Raw genomic sequence first — 15,696 nt, forward strand, 5'->3', positions numbered from 1 at the left:
ATGACTCCCACTGTCAAGTTAAGCACACTGATCCTTGCTTAACTTTTTAAGCCATAATTACTTCAGCTCGAATTAGAGCGAGTTAATACATAGGATGAAGCAAGTAATGTCGTCGGTTATCTTGCTGATATTCGTTGGTTATTACTATTTCTAGTAACAGAGCAGACCTTACTTATTTCGTCGGGGCACCTGTCTTCAGTCTATGTTCGTGGTTCAATGAAGCGTTAGCTACATTGCCATCCTAACGCCGTCGGTGGTTGTGCCACTCCCGATGCTTGATCCTATGCATTAACTCTAATTCGTTTATCATGCAGGTACTCTTGCCAATCTAAGTTTTGTATTTACTGGCGTTAGCACCACTTCTTTTGTAATTGCCCATATGTATGCAATCATTTCTCGAGCAATGGACGTGATGTGTTAGCTCATTGTCTAGCCGCTCAAGTCGGCTTATTCGTTCATTAATTGTGTGTAAAAACTCTTGTAAGACGATGTGCTGCGCGGGATGTGGCAACACAAGCTCAGTGAGCCAACGTAAATGTTTTTGCGACCAATTTGCGGTGCCTTTATAATTAATATTATTGCGAAGCAGCAACGCTTTTAACTGATATTTAGCATCTTTTAAATCCTTCATGGCTACTTCGCGTGCACGAGATAAATCGCGTACAGCTTCATCTTCAGGCTCGGGGACATAAATAGGTGTTAAATCTTCAGACTTAAGTAATCTAGCAAGCTTAAGGGCATCACGTTTATCGGTTTTAATCTTCTCACCTGGCTTTTTAGGAATAAGAGAGGGTGCAACCACATAACAGCAATGGCCAAGGCTGGTAATTAATCGGTAAATCCAATAACCACAAGGGCCTGCTTCATAGACAAAGTGTAGCGTTGCGCCAGGGTATTTGGATTCAAACTGACGAATAAGCTTTTGAACGGCCACTTTGGAAGAAGAAATTCGGCCAAGATGAACGGGTTGCGCGCCTCTATGTTCTTCAATATAGGCGACTTCATTGAATTCTTTATGTGTATCAAGTCCGATAAAAAGTATGCTATGTTTGTTCATGTTAGCCTCTGCTATTTAGTTATTTGACAAACTAATTATGGCTCTGGCTTTGAATTAAGCTAACCCACGAAAAGCGGAGGCTAACACCGTGTGGGAGTCATTATGTCTATATGCCGAAGGAGAGTTCAGTGAAGATCTATGGAGATATTCAATCAGGTAATTGTTATAAGGTAAAACTTTTAACATCGCTTTTAGACATCAAACATGAGTGGGTTGATGTTGATATTTTAGCAAAAGAAACACAAACTGATTCCTTTTTAAAAATGAATCCAAATGGAAAAATTCCATTACTTGAGTTAGATGATGGGACTTATATTTCAGAATCTAATGCTATTCTAAATTACCTTGCCTTTGAAACACCGTTAGCTGGTAAAACACGTTTTACTACTTCTAAAATACTAGAGTGGCAATTCTTTGAACAATATAGCCATGAACCCTATATTGCTGTTGCACGGTTTATTTCTAAATACCTCGGGTTACCCGAAGATCGTATATCTGAGTATGAGGCTAAACAATTAGGTGGTCATAAAGCTTTAAAAGTTATGGAAGAGCAGCTGAAATTAACGCCTTATCTTGTTGGCTCTGAAATAAGTATTGCTGATATATCATTGTATGGGTATACACATGTTGCACATGAGGGTGGATTTGATTTGTCAGAATATCCATCGATTCAACAATGGATAGACCGGATTCAATCCGATCCTAAATATATAGGTATGGAGTAATCGGCATATAACAAGCCAATTAAGACGGGACTGCTAACAGCTTGCTCGGTTCCGCTTCGCTACACATTTTAGCAAGCTATTATCAGCCCCTTATTTGGGGTGTTAGGCGCCAAAGTATGTATGCATCATTTAAAGAAATGCCGCCTGTTTTAAAATTTTTAACGGGGATGGCAATTTTCTTTATATTTCTTTTTTTTAAAGCCACGATCCCCGGAATGTTTGGTACTTTCACGTACAATGGTGAAGTTCTAGAATTTAATGAAATATGGGAGCGTGGTTTTGGAGTGCCGTTAATTATAATCGGTCTTTTGGTGCCTCTCTCTGGCGTATCAGTTCTTTTAAAACAAAAGTATTCTAGACATTTCTATTGCTTCGCCTTAGCTGTCGCAGTTTCTATGCCAGCGTTAGAAGAAAGAGACTTTTACGCATTAGTATTCTTCTTGATTGTTCCAGTTATCGCTGCGATTTATCTTTTTTCATTTAATGAAGTTCGGCGGTATTATGTCACCTAACAAAAAAATTAAGTCGTTCCCGTTGGTCACTGGGACGCATACACGTGGGCTGCTTCGCATTCTAGCCCACGCGTCTGCGCCCCTTATTTAAAAGTTATGTGTCCCGTCTTATCCGAATATTTTACAAAAGGATTTATTATGAGAATTGGTTTTCTATTTATTCCGTTTATTGTAAGTGGCTGTGCAGGTTTACCTAAATATAAAGCTCCTCAAGCAAACCAGCCTACAGCGGCACTAAAAATAAATCATGATTTCAACGCACCACTGCTTGGCTATTCTACATTTGTGAATGTTCACTCTGAAGAGGAGTCATGTGGAAAATCGTTTGGTGAGGAAAGTGCAGCTCAATTAGTTATTTTGGATGACAGCAATCCTTTAATTTCACCATTAAACCCAGATGGCGTAAATCTTGTTGCTGACAAAAAATACACCTTCATGATTATGTCAGTAGCAGGCATGAGTAATTGCACAACTTACGCTTCATTCAAGCCTAAAGCTGATCAAAACTATGAAATCAACGTGTCGGGTAAGTTAGGAGCACATGAGTCATATTGTAAAGCTGAATTAGTTCATATAGATGGCAAGTCAAAAGAAACTTCACCTATGCAATTCGAATACTATGGCAATTGCAGGGAATCGAACAACTAACACATAACAAGCGCATCAATGAATGGACGTCTAAAGCTTGGCTGGCGCTCGTTCCTCGCTATTTTAGCCAAGCTTAATCCGCCCATTATGCGGGCGTTAGGCGAATAGGAGATAAATTGGAAAATTCATGGAAGCCTAAAGGCTGGCTGAGTATTTTATACGGTTTTGTATTACAGCCATTTACGTTTTTGTATGTCAATAAAGCCAAGCTGTTTTGGTTTTATTTAATCTTAACAGTATTAGTTTCATTGATTGATACAAAACTACATGCAATACCAAATAAGGAAGCTTGGTATCAAAGCGTATACTTCACGTGGCTAATTTTTTTAATTTGTCCTTTGCACGCATTTCTAATATCTCGACATTACGATAAAGCTCAGATTAGAAAATGGTACGCTAGCTGGTGGGCTACATTAGTATGTTTTGTAGTAGTTTTTATTTTAATGTTTTTGGGCAGAACATTTTTATTTGAACCATTTTCTATTCCTGCAAAGTCAATGAGTCCCACCTTGAATCCCGGTGACCAAGTAATAGTTAGTAAAAGCGGATATGGGAACTACAAATACTTAGGAATACAAATATATAAAACAGAACCATCTGAAGCTCTGCAAAGAGGGGATGTGGTAGTTTTTCAATATCCCCAAAATCCCAGCATTGATTATGTCAAAAGAGTCATTGGGTTGCCTGGCGATAAAGTGGTCTACCGCAACAAAAGTATTTTTATTAAACCTTCGTGTTTGGATGAATCAGCCAATTGCCCTAGTTTTAAGGAAGTGGAGAAAGAGTATAAATTTACTCGAAGCGAAGATGATTCTGAACACGTGTATTATCAAGAATTTTTAGGCAAAGTGTCATACGATATAAAATTGAACAGTAATCATATAGATCTAGCCAATCGATATTTTTATCAAGTTGGGACCCAACAAGATGAATGGTTAATACCAGATAATCATTATTTCGTATTGGGTGACAACAGAGATAATAGTCTAGACAGTCGTTATTGGGGGTTTGTACCTGAGAGTAATATTGTAGGTAGAGTAACTTTTAAATGGTAATTCGCCTAACAAACCAATGCAGGCAGGGACTTTTAACCGTTGGCTGAGTTCCGCTTCGCTTCACATTATAGCCAACAATTAAAAGCCCCTGATTGGGGCGTTGGTGCCTAGGATGGTGTCGTGAAATATCTAATATATTTGGTTATTGTCATTTCTTCTTTTAAAACTATCGCTCAAGATCATGATTGGATTCTGAGAGCTAAAATTGAGACTATGAGAAGTAATGATCAGATTTGGGTTAATGATAAAGGTGAGTTTTATTGGAGTACATCAATGTTCTTTGAGTCTATGCCTTGTAAAACTAATCTTAGTGACAGTGAACTTATTGAAGTCTCATCATTAATACAAAGTTTGCCTTCTGAACCATATGAAAGAGATTTCAATAACCAATGTAAAGATGGTCTTCGTTTCTTTATTCTATCTTCAACTAAGCAAGTTAACGGAAATTTTGTACAAGTCGGTAAGCAATTTCCAGCCTCAAAGGAGTGTCGAATTAAGGCAATTGATAAAGCTTGGGATGACTTAAGTGAAAAGCTATATACATTAACTCAAGACAAGTTTAAATCTTGCAAAAGTAGTTCGTGGTAACAGGCACATCAAGCTGCTCAAGCGGGACAAATAACAGTTGGCTGTTTCGCTCCGCTCACATTATAGCCAACTACTATTTACCTCTTAACAGGGCGTTGGTATTTCTTAAGAGAGATCTATTTGAATCAATATTTATCCACACTACTTAGTTCCATCGGTATCGATTTCGTACACTTAAAAAACAAATATCTTAGTCCCCAGGAACTTACATATATCGATAAGCTGTTGGCATCTAAGAAAGATTTCGAAGGAACTTTTTATACTGACGAACATGGCGATAAATTGGAGGTGTTGCTAATGTTTCTGAATGCTCATAAGGAGGGCATAATCAATATTATGGGAGGCAAAGGGAAAACAGAAACACTTAACGAGCTATATACATCAAGTGTGACATCAGGGAGTTATGATTGTTTTTGCTTTGATTTGTCAAAGTTTCCTCAAAGCTACACGCCTTTGAATCAAACTTTAACCTTATATCGAATAGGTAGAGATGGTGAGTCTAAACAGGATTTAGGTTGCTCGTGGGCAATGGAAATTGAAGGGCTTAATGCTTTTTACCATTCATCTGGAATGTCCAAATCCACGCTTAAAGCTAAGCCAGTATTTCTTATGGAAATAGATGATTCACAGGTGCTGTTCGAAGGTAATGTAAGAGAACATGAATTAGTATTAAAGCCTAATTTTGCACCTAATATATTAGAAAAGCTTGATGAAGAAAGACGAAACCGAATTAGCAGTTAAATCATCTAACGAAATATAACAAGACGTTATGTGCCAGTGCAATATGGAGTAAGCATTGAGTTTTAGTATTCAATCAAAATTATTATATAGTGCAGGTGTTATAGCTTCCGCTTCTGCGATCTGGCATCTACTCTGTATTTTGGCCGGTCCTAGTTGGTTTGCATTTGCTCGAGCACCTCAACAAATAATCGACTCTTCGATTCAAGGAACTTTACTTGCTCCAATTGGCACAATAATCGTTGCAAGCTTAATGTTTGCTTGTACTATTTTTGCTTTTTCAGCAATTGGTTTAATTCGCAAAGTTCCTCTGCTCAAATCAGCTTTAATTACCATTGCAATGATCTGCTTATTGCGGGGATTAATTGCTGTTCCTACATTTGTAACGCCCTCAGGTTTAGATACTTGGCAAATTGTAGCGAGTACTGTTTGGCTTTATGTTGGTATTTGTTTTTCCGCTGGTAGTATAGAACAATATAGTCTTGGTAAATTAGGCACACAGAAAACTTCTTAAACTCTTCGCCCCATTTATTAGGTCTCACTATTATTTTTTACTATACACATTCTCAGGATTTATTTGCATTAGCAGTGCTGGATTATCTATCGGTTTAAACCCGTATTGCGTATAAAGGCCATGGGCATCAGCAGTGGCTAATAAAAAGCGCCTGAGCCCTTGCAGCTCAGGGTGCTCTACTATCGTTTTAACCAGTAACTTGCTCAAGCCATTACCTTGCAAATCTGGGATAATAAATACATCGGCTAAATAGGCAAAGGTGGCGTTGTCGGTTACTACACGGGCAAAACCTATTTGCTCGTTTTGGGCACTATAAACACCAAAGCACATTGAGTTATCAATTGCTTTTTGCATCACACTTTTGGGTATTCCTTTAGCCCAATAGCTATTAGCAATAAAGTTATAAATAACGTTAAAGTTAAGTTTGTTTTTGTCTGTGCTTATTGTGTATTTTTTCGTATTGGCATTCATTACATTATCTATAATTGGTTCTAGCGGTTAATCGATTAAATAAGCGAGGGAAAAACCGTTTAATGGTTGGTGCCCAGCCACTTAAGCCTTTGCCAACAATCACTTCGTCTTTTTTATTACCAATTGCGAGGATCATTTTTTTAGCGGCTACGCTTACATCCATGCCATTTTCTATTGAGTGCTCTGGCTTATTTTGCGCTATGCCTTGCTCATTTAACGAATTATGTGCAATGGCGGTTTTAATAGAGCCGGGGCAAATGGTTAAGCAATGAATGTTATACTCTGCAAGCTCTGCACGCAGACAATCCATAAAACCTACTACCGCGTATTTAGAGCCTGAGTAGCCCGTTCTAAATTTAGAGCCTACTTTACCCGCAACGCTACTAATAGAAACAATAGAGCCGCTGCGCCTTGCTACCATACTAGGCGCTACCGCTTTGGTCAGTGCTATTAGGCCAAAGTAGTTAACTTCCATTAATTGGCGATAAACATTAAAGTCGTTTTCTAAAAATAGGCTGCGCTGCGACACCCCGCCGTTATTAATTAAAATATCGATTGCAGGTAATGTACTTATTAAATCAGTAACCTGAGCCAATACAGCTTCAGGCGCTGACAAATCAAGTGGCAGTACAATGTGGCCATCGCCATGTAAGCTTTGCTTTAGTTCGTTAAGTTTATCAACACTTCTGGCGGATAAAATAACGTTAGCCCCAAGCTGGGCAAACTGAGTTGCGAGCTCTTTGCCAATACCTGATGATGCACCTGTGATCCATACGGTTTTATTTTTATAGTCCATGCGTTATTTACCTTTTATGTTCTCTGGTGCTAATAATTATCGTATTAAGTCGCTTATTATTATGCTTTAGTTGGGCCAGCTATGGCGTTAACTTCATCTTCTAAGGTTTTATAAAAACCCATTAAAAATAAAAGCTCAACGGTTACATATAAAGGGCCAATAATTAAACCAATTAAATCATCTACAAACGCGGGCTTTTTACCTTCATAGTAATGGCCAATAAACTGCAGTACCCAACCAAATACAAATACGCCAGCGCCAATACTTAACCAAGGCCAAAAAGCCATAGCTGCGATTGGCTGCGCTGCTAAAAGTAATAATGTAAACAGTACGCCCATTATTAAACCAAGCGACACGCTCAGCATTAAGTAATACACCACGCTTGCAAAAACAAAAAGCTGCGCACCATCAATAATTAAGCTGCCAATGGGTATTTGAATACGTGCTAACAAGCACAGCACGGCAAATACAATAAGTGGAATACCAAAAAAATGAGTTAAAACATTGCGCTTAGAGCGATGGTACAAACCATATGTACCAAGCTGTTGCTGTAGGGTTTTCATGCGAGTGCCTTTTATTGTGTTTTTTACACTATATCAGGCTTTTAAATTATCACTCTGTCGGGAAGCCGACATTTACTGATTACAAAGTTGCTCTAAAGCAGATTGGTTTAAAATGGTTACTTTGTTATAGCCAATTTCGATAAGTTGTTGCTTTGCTAATTTTTTGAGGATTTGGTTGGCGGTTTGCCGTGTCAGGTATGTCATATCAGCCAATTGTTGCTGCGACAAAGTAAACGTATGGCCATTACTATTTGCTAAGTGTGCACACAATATGAGTAAGCGTTTTGCAACGCGCTGCTCAGCGCTTAATAGTGCGTGATCTTCCATGCTAGTAAACATAACGCGTAATTTTTGAGCAAGGAGTAGCCCAAAATCTTGCCAGTAATGAGGGTACTGGTTTAACAATTGCTCAAGTGCGCGTTGCCCAATAAAACACAGTGTCACATCGGTTTGCGCATATACATCGTGCGTGCGCATTCCGCGGTCAAATAAAGTAACTTCGCCGAACCACAACGAGGCGTCAACAAAGCTTAAAACAGCTTCTTTACCATTATTACTTACCCCACTAATACGCACCACACCACTTAATACAGCATAAATACCATCGTGTTTATCTCCGCGTAAAAAAAGCGATTGGTGCGCGCTAAGGCTTAAACATTTTGCGTGGCTTAGTAAAAACTGCTTTAAGTGTGCATCTCGACCAGAAAACCACTGCCCTTGTTCAATAATATTAATGTGAGCTTTACTAAGTTCTTTCATTGCATTGTGTTTATATGTGGTTTTAGCTCTTTAGCTAACGACTTTGGTAAATCTAAATTACTGGCAATAACAAAATCGTTATAGGCTTCATTCCCAGAGAAAAACTCTCCTATAAGTGTTTTATTTTTATATACATTCACTGTAACACCACTGCCCATACCACCGGCATTAATAATGTAGTAATAGTAATTGCCTTTGTTAAAAAACAAAATACTTTCGCCTACTTTCCCTATTTGACGATAGTAGCTCCCAAATGGCTGCGCCGCAGTGGCCGTGTACTCTAGGCCAATTTTTTGCTCAGTGCCATAACGATAAGTAATAGCTGAGTTATCATTAGCAACACACACGGACAAAATATTATCAGTGGGTTTTAGTGTATATGTCACTTTTGCGGTTGGATTGCGTATAACCTTTTGCATTTTTGCATTTATATACGCTGTTTCACCACGTTTACAGTGACTCGGTACAATTCCCTCTATTAGGCCTTCTACAACAAGGTGCTTTTGCTCAATAGCAGTCGGAGGTAAATCAGCGTTTGCGTTTTTTGCCACTAACGGCGTTTTGCTGCTACTAAATACACCCACTTCCTCATCGCAACCATTTAAAAAGAGTACGGGAATACAATAGCAAAAAGAGATCAGTTTGAAACTCATACTAATTCCATCTAATACAACTTAACCTTAAAATAGCGGCAAAATTAAGCACTAGCAACCATTAAAAATGGTAAGTTTTATAAAACTTTTTTTAAACCATGTTATGCAAATATTGCTTTACTATTTAGTGACTTATTTAATATTTATTTACACATTAATTGGTTTATTTACGTACAGTTCATAAACCTATTCATACTCGTATATCTATTTTTAATATAGGGACAATAAGCCCCCTTTTAATAATGCTCAATCATTATAATTGCGTATAAACGTGGCTTAGCGTAAAGCAATGTTGGCTTTTATTAATACAAATTCGCTTGGTTAGGCAGTCTATTTTAGGTAGGAGGCGTGTTGAATTTTAGGCAAAAATTTTATTGTTGAGCTTTCTTCGGCAGAATATCTTAACGTAGCAAGGTTTGCTTTGAGCTCTAATAGTATTAGCTAGAAAAGTTAGCGCATGCCTTTTAAAGGCATGCGCGGTAAATAATAACGACTGTGACTCCCAAAAAAGCCTGGTTTAATTTAATCAGATGAAGAATCGTTTTCTTCACGTTTATATATGTAGGTTTGCTGCGTTTTAAAGCCAAAGCCTAATGTATCACTGTCATTCACTAGTTTCACTTTACCATCGACAACAGTTAGCCCTGGGCCGTTAATTTCAGGTGGTTTGATTGGGTTTACGGCGCCTTCACCAGTTAGGCTCGGGCCGATTAAATAAAACTGGCTTACTTGGCTTACAGGTATCGTTTCTTCGTACTCGTAGCCATCACCTGGAGTACCATCATCAGGTGTTGGAACGTCACATAACCCATTATTATTAGCGTCTATACATGACTCGCCTTCACCAAAATATAACTGGGCGGTATCAGGTACATCGTAGCTGGTAGTAAATTTAAGTTGGTCGTACACTTTTGTGCCATAGTGCAAATGAAAAGCGTACATTGCACCTCCGCCCCCTGTTAAAGAACACTGATTTTTATCAGACTCTAGTGCAGGTGTAAACGATGTATAATAAGCTACGCCTCCTACCACGGTGGCTGCAGCCAATGATTTTTCGCCATTACTTAACTCATATCGCCACCCTTTAAAGCCAGCTAAATCGGCTTCAAGTTCGACAAACTCATCAACATTATCTAGTGCATTACCAAATGGGTCGTCATTCATAAGCATTAAATCACTTGGCACTATGGGATCAGGCGTATTTTGTGAATCGAAAGTTTGAGTCACGGTATGCTCATCGCGAATCATATAAAGGTGATCTTGCTCATTAGTTGCAAGCGGATTTGAGCGATTCCCACTGCCTATCACGATTGCATCGTAAGGCGTATCTAACCTTGTGGTTATTTCTTCACCGCCATAGCTCGTTTTGCTCACTTTACTAAACATAGTACGTGCCACTAGTGGCTTGTAAAAAAAGCGTCGGTCTTGCGTTGCTAATGAACTGCCCAGCTCTGCTAATTTGTAATGAGAAAAACTATTTTTGTCAGCGCCTGGCATATCCACACGCCAAATATTGCCCCCAGTATCGGTGGCGTATAAGCGGTCAATGTAACCATCGTAATCTGAGTCAAGCGTTGCTATATCGGCAGCTATACTGTGCTTACCTTTAAAATTGTTATCTTCGGGCGTTAACGCCCATACTCTTTCGCCGGTTTTAGCTTTAACAATGTAGATTCCCGTGCCTGTTTCATCTTCGCTACGAATCGCGTTGTCTTTGTTTGTATCGTAACCGCCACCAAATACCAGTAAAGGTTCATCACCAAACGCTTTAATATAGGCTATTTGAGGTTTTGACCAGGTTTGAGCTAAGTATTCAAACCCATCCGAGCCACCAACAATAGGTTTACTCCATAACTGTTTTGGTTTATCTGGCGAACTAATATCAAGGGCGTAATAGTTTTTACCCCCGCGGCGCATACCAGCAAATGCCCATACTTCATCACCTTTGCTGGCATCTATTACTCCGTCGTTTAAGCCATCACTGTTTAAACTTTTATTATTAAAAAACACACTAATAGGCCCATCCATGCCATACACTTTAGTATTGGCCTGATTTGTACGAAGCGAAGGTATGTTTTTTAGCAGTTCAGCTGGCATAAACGCCCACTCTTCTTCAATGCTGTCACCTTTATCGTTAAACATATGCAAAAAGCCCGCATTGGTGCCCACTAAAATACGTATGTTGCCATCACCATAGTCAATAGATACCGGCTTAGAATGCAAGGGGTCACCAAAAATATTAGCACGCTGATCTACTGATGAGGCATCACCATCTTCGTTATCTACATCCATGCCTCTTGCCCAGCTAATATCAGTGCTCGAGATAGCAATATCAGTACCCGGTATAATGCCACCGATGGCGTCTGACACTATATTTAAAATTTCTTTAACTCTATCAAAGGTAAAATCAACAATTTTACCGCCTGAATCTATATACAGTTTGCGGCTTTGAGAATCTAAGCTTGAAAGTAAATAGTTTACTCCCCCTTGCGCCACTAAATTACCATCAGCAGGCTTATTTGATGGTAGCCAAAACGTGCGAGCATCTTCTTTAATTAAGCCATCATCACCTATTGCCTCTCGGCCTGTAGAGTCAACAATGGTAGATCCCGACATAGCTAGTTTTTTTAAATTTCCTCCCCAACGAGCACCGGTCTCAGGGTAAAACATAGCAAAATAAATTGCGTCTCGGCTGCGGGTTTGGTCAACGTTATTACTGGCAACCGTAGGCGATGAAAAGCTATCGTTTACTTCGCGTATTCTTGAAATAGTATTATTTAATGCTTCAGAGAGTTCTGCTGAGGTATCTGCGTGAAGGTACTCGCCTCCCCCAAGTTCAGCGGTTTTTTCAAGAAGCGTTTTACCTTTGCTACTCATGCCACTTCCAAAACCAATAGTAAATACGCGCCCTGTGTCTGCCACCTCTGGTGTGTCTTCGTAAAGATCTATTTCAACATCTTCTGTACCATGAATTATTTGTGCTAATGCCGCTAAATAACTACTACTTGTTTTACTTGGGTTGTAACCAAACTTTTGCTTGTATAAGTCTTTAATATCATCATTACGGTTATTATCTTGAGTAGGGTCGCCGTCGGTCATTAATATTAAATTTATAGAATTATCACAGCGCTCGGCTGAACCATATGCCTGCTTAAACGGCGAAATATAATCAGGGGGCGTTAAAGGGTTGTCATTGGTCTCTACACTGAAGTCACGCAGAATGGTATTTTGTCCATACCAAACGGTTTGCCCTGTCATATAAAGGTAGGCCTCCCATAAGGTTTCTGTAACGGGGGTATTACCACTAGCAGGTAGCTTATCAATTTGCCCTAAAATAGTGTCATGTGATGAGCCTAAACCAGCCATAATATAACCACCATTGTTACCATTAAAGCGCATTAAACCAAAGTCTATGGCGCTATTATCGTTAACCAGTTGGGTCATAGCATCTTTAGCTGCATCTATTTTTTTAGGCCCATTATTAGGAAGCTTACTTCCCATACTTCCGGAGGTATCAAAAATAATTACGACACGGGGGTTTTCATCGGTTTCTACATTGTGATTTACGTATAACTCTATATCTTCGGCGGTTACAGAAAGGCTAATAGATGCAGCAAAAAAAGATGCAACAATGCGATTGAAGGTAAGTTTCATTTTAAGTCCTTTTATCTGCGCTAAAATCACGCAGTTCCATTAAAAAGTGCAGTTACTTATTTATTTTTAGTTTTAATTAGAAAAATGCACAAAACAGCTAAATGCCACTAAACATAAACCTGTTTACAAAAATTAATATTAACTGAATTTGCTATATTTTAAGTACTTTAATGAAAATAGGCGCAAATATAAAGAAATTTAATACCCTTAGAGCATTTTATATACGCATAGCCGTTTGTAAAATATCCCGTTTTTTTAAAAATTAACCCTATAACTCTCGGTTAACCTTACATGCAATGGTGTAATTACCATATTTAAAGTTAAAACCCTCATTAAAATAGGTGGTTAAGTTAGAACACACGTTAAATCAGCTTAAAATTAACAACTTACATTGGTTAATTTCAAAAATAAAAACTAAAAAGCCCCCACTAGTTATAAACTAGCGAGGGCTTTTTAAGTGCTAAGTAATAAGTTTATAAAGATAAATCTTCTTTAGCACGCGTTAAATTATGAGATACCAGTGAGTTTTTAGAGATTTGATACGCTTCGTATAAATCTTAAAGACCTGCAGTGTCTTTTTTGGCCATCATGCGGGCTACACCGCGGTTACTTAATGCGAACGATGTAAGTTCGCGTACTTTTAAACGTGGGCCACGGCTTTCTTTTAATAAGGCAATTGCTTGAGTACAAATGGCTTCAGCTTCTGCATAGTTTTTAGATTCTACATTAAGTGCACATCTATTAAATGGCTGTTCAAACTCTGGGGCGGCTGTTACAGAATCTTCAATAACCATTAATTTGTAGTCACTTTGATCAGCCATTGCAGCAGCTGAGCAAGTTAAGAATGAGCCAAGAGCGATGGTTTTTAAAAGTGTACGTTTCATGATTATCTTCCTGTTTGGTTAGTCGTGCTTGTTGCCGACAACTTAACTTTAGATAAATCCTCTTGCCCCGACAAACGATAAAAACAAACCTAATAAGTGAGAAAATCTAACTTAAGAGTTTATTCTACAATCTTTTTACAAATGACGATTAACCGCCTAAAAGCTATAATTAACTCGTACAAACTCAATAATTTACACAATAGTTACCTATTGCCATAAAAGCATTAGTGTTGTAGGTTTGTTAATTAACCCAAAACTTACAAGGATTGTCATGATTAAAAAAACAAAAAATATAATTTTTTCTAGCTCAATTTTATTACTATGTGCATGTGGGGGCTCCTCAGAAAACGAAGGCGATATTATAAGTTCCGACCCTGCAGTATGCGCTAGTCAAACAGCACAAAACGAAGCCCTTTGGGACTACCTTCAAACAGATTACCTTTGGAGTGAGCAGCTAAATACCTCAACAAACCCATCTACATTTGACTCATTAAGCGATTTAATGACCGAAGTTAAATCCCAAGTAGAATTAGATAAATACAGTTATGTAGTCACAGCGCAAGAATATGAAGACCGATACCTTAACGCGAGTTATTTTGGTTATGGTTTAGCAAACAAAATAGAATCTAACGGTCTTCTTGTAAAGTATGTATTTGACGATGGTAACGCAGCAGCTATGGGGTTAACCAGAGGCTCATTAATCACCATAATGAATGGCGTAAATATTGAAGAAGCAATAACCAACAATACGTTTGACTACGATGCCTTATTGGGGCCCAAAGAAGAAGGCTATACAGTAGACGTAACATGGATAGATTTAAACGGTGAAGAACAAACCGGCACTATGGCACGCGCAACGGTTAGCACGAACACTATTCTAGACGCCCGCATATTAGAATCTAATACAGGTAAGGTTGGCTACCTGGCCTTTAATAGCTTTATTGAACGCAGTGCACAAGACTTAGATGACGCATTTTCGTTATTCGAGCAAGAGGGCGTTTCAGAGCTAGTACTTGATTTACGCTATAACGGTGGCGGTTACCTTAATGTAGCTAAACAGCTAGCAAGCCAAATTGCCGCAGATCAAGTGCTAGGTAAACCGATGTATAGTTACGAATATAATCAAAACCGCAAATCGAAAAGCACAAATTTTGAGCTAAGTAGCAGCAACCCTCGCCTGAATTTACCTCGAGTTGTAGTGCTCACCACTGAACAAACATTGTCTGCTAGTGAATTGGTGATAAATGCGCTAGAACCCTACATTGATGTTCAAGTGGTTGGCGCAAGCACAGGAGGAAAACCTGTTGGTATGGATGTTAATGAACTTTGTGACCACGTTGTGTTTGCTATAAACTTTAAGATAGCCAATTCAGCTGGGTATAGTGATTACTTTGATGGTTTACCTGCAGATTGTTACGCCGAAGATACCATTAATTCAGATTGGGGCGATACCAAAGATCCTCTTCTAAGCGAGGCTCTATACTTATTAGCTAATAACACTTGCTCAACAACTCAAACAAGCCAGTTACCTAAACAAAAATCGCTTTATAACAATTTTGGTCTATTCGATAAAAACACGATATAACCCTTTTAATTGCAAACAAAAAAAGCCGATGCAGGGTTACCCTTTCATCGGCTTTTTTATTGCGCTATAACGTTTTTCATAAAGATAAATCTTCTTTAGCACGCGTTAAATTATGAGATACCAGTGAGTTTTTAGAGATTTGATACGCTTCGTATAAATCTGAAAGACCTGCAGTGTCTTTTTTGGCCATCATGCGGGCTACACCACGGTTACTTAATGCAAACGATGTAAGTTCGCGTACTTTTAAACGTGGGCCACGGCTTTCTTTTAATAACGCAATTGCTTGAGTACAAATGGCTTCAGCTTCTGTGTAGTTTTTAGATTCTACATTAAGTGCACAGCTATTAAATGGCTGTTCAAACTCTGGGGCAGCGGTTACAGAATCTTCAATAACCATTAATTTGTAGTCACTTTGATCAGCCATTGCAGCAGCTGAGCAAGTTAAGAATGAGCCAAGAGCGATGGTTTTTAAAAGTGTACGTTTCATGATTATC

At 38.6% G+C, this 15,696-nt stretch carries 15 protein-coding genes and 2 pseudogenes; 8 read left to right on the plus strand and 9 right to left on the minus strand.

Going from position 1 to position 15,696, the window contains the following annotated elements:
* Window positions 1-406: 406 nt before the first annotated feature.
* Window positions 407-1,057: pseudogene (locus QUE46_RS09805) on the minus strand (transposase); the annotation flags it as partial.
* Window positions 1,058-1,185: 128 nt separating this feature from the next.
* Between QUE46_RS09805 and QUE46_RS09810 the strand changes: the two are divergent.
* The 7 genes from QUE46_RS09810 to QUE46_RS09840 all read left to right on the plus strand — a co-directional run bounded on the left by QUE46_RS09810 (window position 1,186) and on the right by QUE46_RS09840 (window position 5,837).
* Window positions 1,186-1,782: a glutathione S-transferase family protein gene (locus QUE46_RS09810; protein ID WP_286244630.1), complete on the plus strand. Its 597-nt coding sequence runs from the start codon at window positions 1,186-1,188 to the stop codon at window positions 1,780-1,782.
* 116 nt (window positions 1,783-1,898) lie between these two features.
* Entirely contained in the window at window positions 1,899-2,294 is a 396-nt protein-coding gene (locus tag QUE46_RS09815; RefSeq protein ID WP_286244631.1) for a hypothetical protein, read from the plus strand.
* 138 nt (window positions 2,295-2,432) lie between these two features.
* Window positions 2,433-2,942 (plus strand): hypothetical protein, encoded by a 510-nt coding sequence (locus tag QUE46_RS09820; RefSeq protein WP_286244632.1) that lies wholly within the window; start codon window positions 2,433-2,435, stop codon window positions 2,940-2,942.
* Between the two features lie 116 nt (window positions 2,943-3,058).
* Window positions 3,059-3,997, plus strand: a complete 939-nt coding sequence (gene lepB, locus QUE46_RS09825; RefSeq protein ID WP_286244633.1) for a signal peptidase I — start codon at window positions 3,059-3,061, stop codon at window positions 3,995-3,997.
* A 120-nt stretch (window positions 3,998-4,117) separates the two neighbouring features.
* Window positions 4,118-4,585: a hypothetical protein gene (locus tag QUE46_RS09830; protein WP_286244634.1), complete on the plus strand. Its 468-nt coding sequence runs from the start codon at window positions 4,118-4,120 to the stop codon at window positions 4,583-4,585.
* A gap of 120 nt (window positions 4,586-4,705) precedes the next feature.
* Window positions 4,706-5,326 (plus strand): hypothetical protein, encoded by a 621-nt coding sequence (locus QUE46_RS09835; protein ID WP_286244635.1) that lies wholly within the window; start codon window positions 4,706-4,708, stop codon window positions 5,324-5,326.
* Between the two features lie 55 nt (window positions 5,327-5,381).
* Window positions 5,382-5,837 carry a hypothetical protein gene (locus QUE46_RS09840; RefSeq protein WP_286244636.1) on the plus strand — a complete coding sequence of 152 codons (456 nt, stop codon included), beginning with the start codon at window positions 5,382-5,384 and terminating at the stop codon, window positions 5,835-5,837.
* 30 nt (window positions 5,838-5,867) lie between these two features.
* Here the strand turns inward: QUE46_RS09840 and QUE46_RS09845 are convergent, their stop codons facing one another.
* From QUE46_RS09845 to QUE46_RS09875, 7 genes and pseudogenes are all read right to left on the minus strand, one after another.
* Window positions 5,868-6,308 carry a GNAT family N-acetyltransferase gene (locus QUE46_RS09845; RefSeq protein ID WP_286244637.1) on the minus strand — a complete coding sequence of 147 codons (441 nt, stop codon included), beginning with the start codon at window positions 6,306-6,308 and terminating at the stop codon, window positions 5,868-5,870.
* Between the two features lie 4 nt (window positions 6,309-6,312).
* Window positions 6,313-7,104 carry an SDR family oxidoreductase gene (locus QUE46_RS09850; protein ID WP_286244638.1) on the minus strand — a complete coding sequence of 264 codons (792 nt, stop codon included), beginning with the start codon at window positions 7,102-7,104 and terminating at the stop codon, window positions 6,313-6,315.
* Window positions 7,105-7,163: 59 nt separating this feature from the next.
* The gene (locus QUE46_RS09855) at window positions 7,164-7,667 is read right to left on the minus strand and encodes a DUF962 domain-containing protein (protein ID WP_286244639.1); all 504 of its coding nucleotides are present in this window, start codon (window positions 7,665-7,667) and stop codon (window positions 7,164-7,166) included.
* 72 nt (window positions 7,668-7,739) lie between these two features.
* The gene (locus QUE46_RS09860; RefSeq protein ID WP_286244640.1) at window positions 7,740-8,426 is read right to left on the minus strand and encodes a Crp/Fnr family transcriptional regulator; all 687 of its coding nucleotides are present in this window, start codon (window positions 8,424-8,426) and stop codon (window positions 7,740-7,742) included.
* Window positions 8,423-9,079, minus strand: a complete 657-nt coding sequence (locus QUE46_RS09865) for a hypothetical protein (protein ID WP_286244641.1) — start codon at window positions 9,077-9,079, stop codon at window positions 8,423-8,425. The genes QUE46_RS09860 and QUE46_RS09865 overlap by 4 nt, the downstream gene beginning before the upstream one ends.
* Before the next feature lie 522 nt (window positions 9,080-9,601).
* Complete coding sequence (locus tag QUE46_RS09870; RefSeq protein WP_286244642.1) at window positions 9,602-12,733, minus strand: pilus assembly protein; 3,132 nt, start codon at window positions 12,731-12,733, stop codon at window positions 9,602-9,604.
* Window positions 12,734-13,206: 473 nt separating this feature from the next.
* Window positions 13,207-13,617, minus strand: a pseudogene (locus tag QUE46_RS09875) (hypothetical protein).
* 271 nt (window positions 13,618-13,888) lie between these two features.
* Here QUE46_RS09875 and QUE46_RS09880 point away from each other — a divergent pair.
* Window positions 13,889-15,202 carry a S41 family peptidase gene (locus QUE46_RS09880; protein WP_286244644.1) on the plus strand — a complete coding sequence of 438 codons (1,314 nt, stop codon included), beginning with the start codon at window positions 13,889-13,891 and terminating at the stop codon, window positions 15,200-15,202.
* A gap of 76 nt (window positions 15,203-15,278) precedes the next feature.
* Here QUE46_RS09880 and QUE46_RS09885 read toward each other — a convergent pair whose 3' ends face one another.
* Window positions 15,279-15,689 (minus strand): hypothetical protein, encoded by a 411-nt coding sequence (locus QUE46_RS09885; protein WP_055015172.1) that lies wholly within the window; start codon window positions 15,687-15,689, stop codon window positions 15,279-15,281.
* Between the last annotated feature and the right edge of the window lie 7 nt (window positions 15,690-15,696).

Origin of the sequence: Pseudoalteromonas sp. MM1, from assembly GCF_030296835.1 — a bacterium.
GTDB lineage: Bacteria > Pseudomonadota > Gammaproteobacteria > Enterobacterales > Alteromonadaceae > Pseudoalteromonas.

What these genes read in the sequence shown, in the direction of transcription:
- QUE46_RS09820 (WP_286244632.1), top strand. Translation starts at nt 2,433, where the DNA reads ATGAGAATTGGTTTTCTATTTATTCCGTTTATTGTAAGTGGCTGTGCA.
- QUE46_RS09885 (WP_055015172.1), bottom strand. Translation starts at nt 15,689, where the DNA reads ATGAAACGTACACTTTTAAAAACCATCGCTCTTGGCTCATTCTTAACT.
- QUE46_RS09860 (WP_286244640.1), bottom strand. Translation starts at nt 8,426, where the DNA reads ATGAAAGAACTTAGTAAAGCTCACATTAATATTATTGAACAAGGGCAG.
- QUE46_RS09880 (WP_286244644.1), top strand. Translation starts at nt 13,889, where the DNA reads ATGATTAAAAAAACAAAAAATATAATTTTTTCTAGCTCAATTTTATTA.
- QUE46_RS09855 (WP_286244639.1), bottom strand. Translation starts at nt 7,667, where the DNA reads ATGAAAACCCTACAGCAACAGCTTGGTACATATGGTTTGTACCATCGC.
- QUE46_RS09850 (WP_286244638.1), bottom strand. Translation starts at nt 7,104, where the DNA reads ATGGACTATAAAAATAAAACCGTATGGATCACAGGTGCATCATCAGGT.
- QUE46_RS09865 (WP_286244641.1), bottom strand. Translation starts at nt 9,079, where the DNA reads ATGAGTTTCAAACTGATCTCTTTTTGCTATTGTATTCCCGTACTCTTT.
- QUE46_RS09845 (WP_286244637.1), bottom strand. Translation starts at nt 6,308, where the DNA reads ATGAATGCCAATACGAAAAAATACACAATAAGCACAGACAAAAACAAA.
- QUE46_RS09870 (WP_286244642.1), bottom strand. Translation starts at nt 12,733, where the DNA reads ATGAAACTTACCTTCAATCGCATTGTTGCATCTTTTTTTGCTGCATCT.
- QUE46_RS09815 (WP_286244631.1), top strand. Translation starts at nt 1,899, where the DNA reads ATGTATGCATCATTTAAAGAAATGCCGCCTGTTTTAAAATTTTTAACG.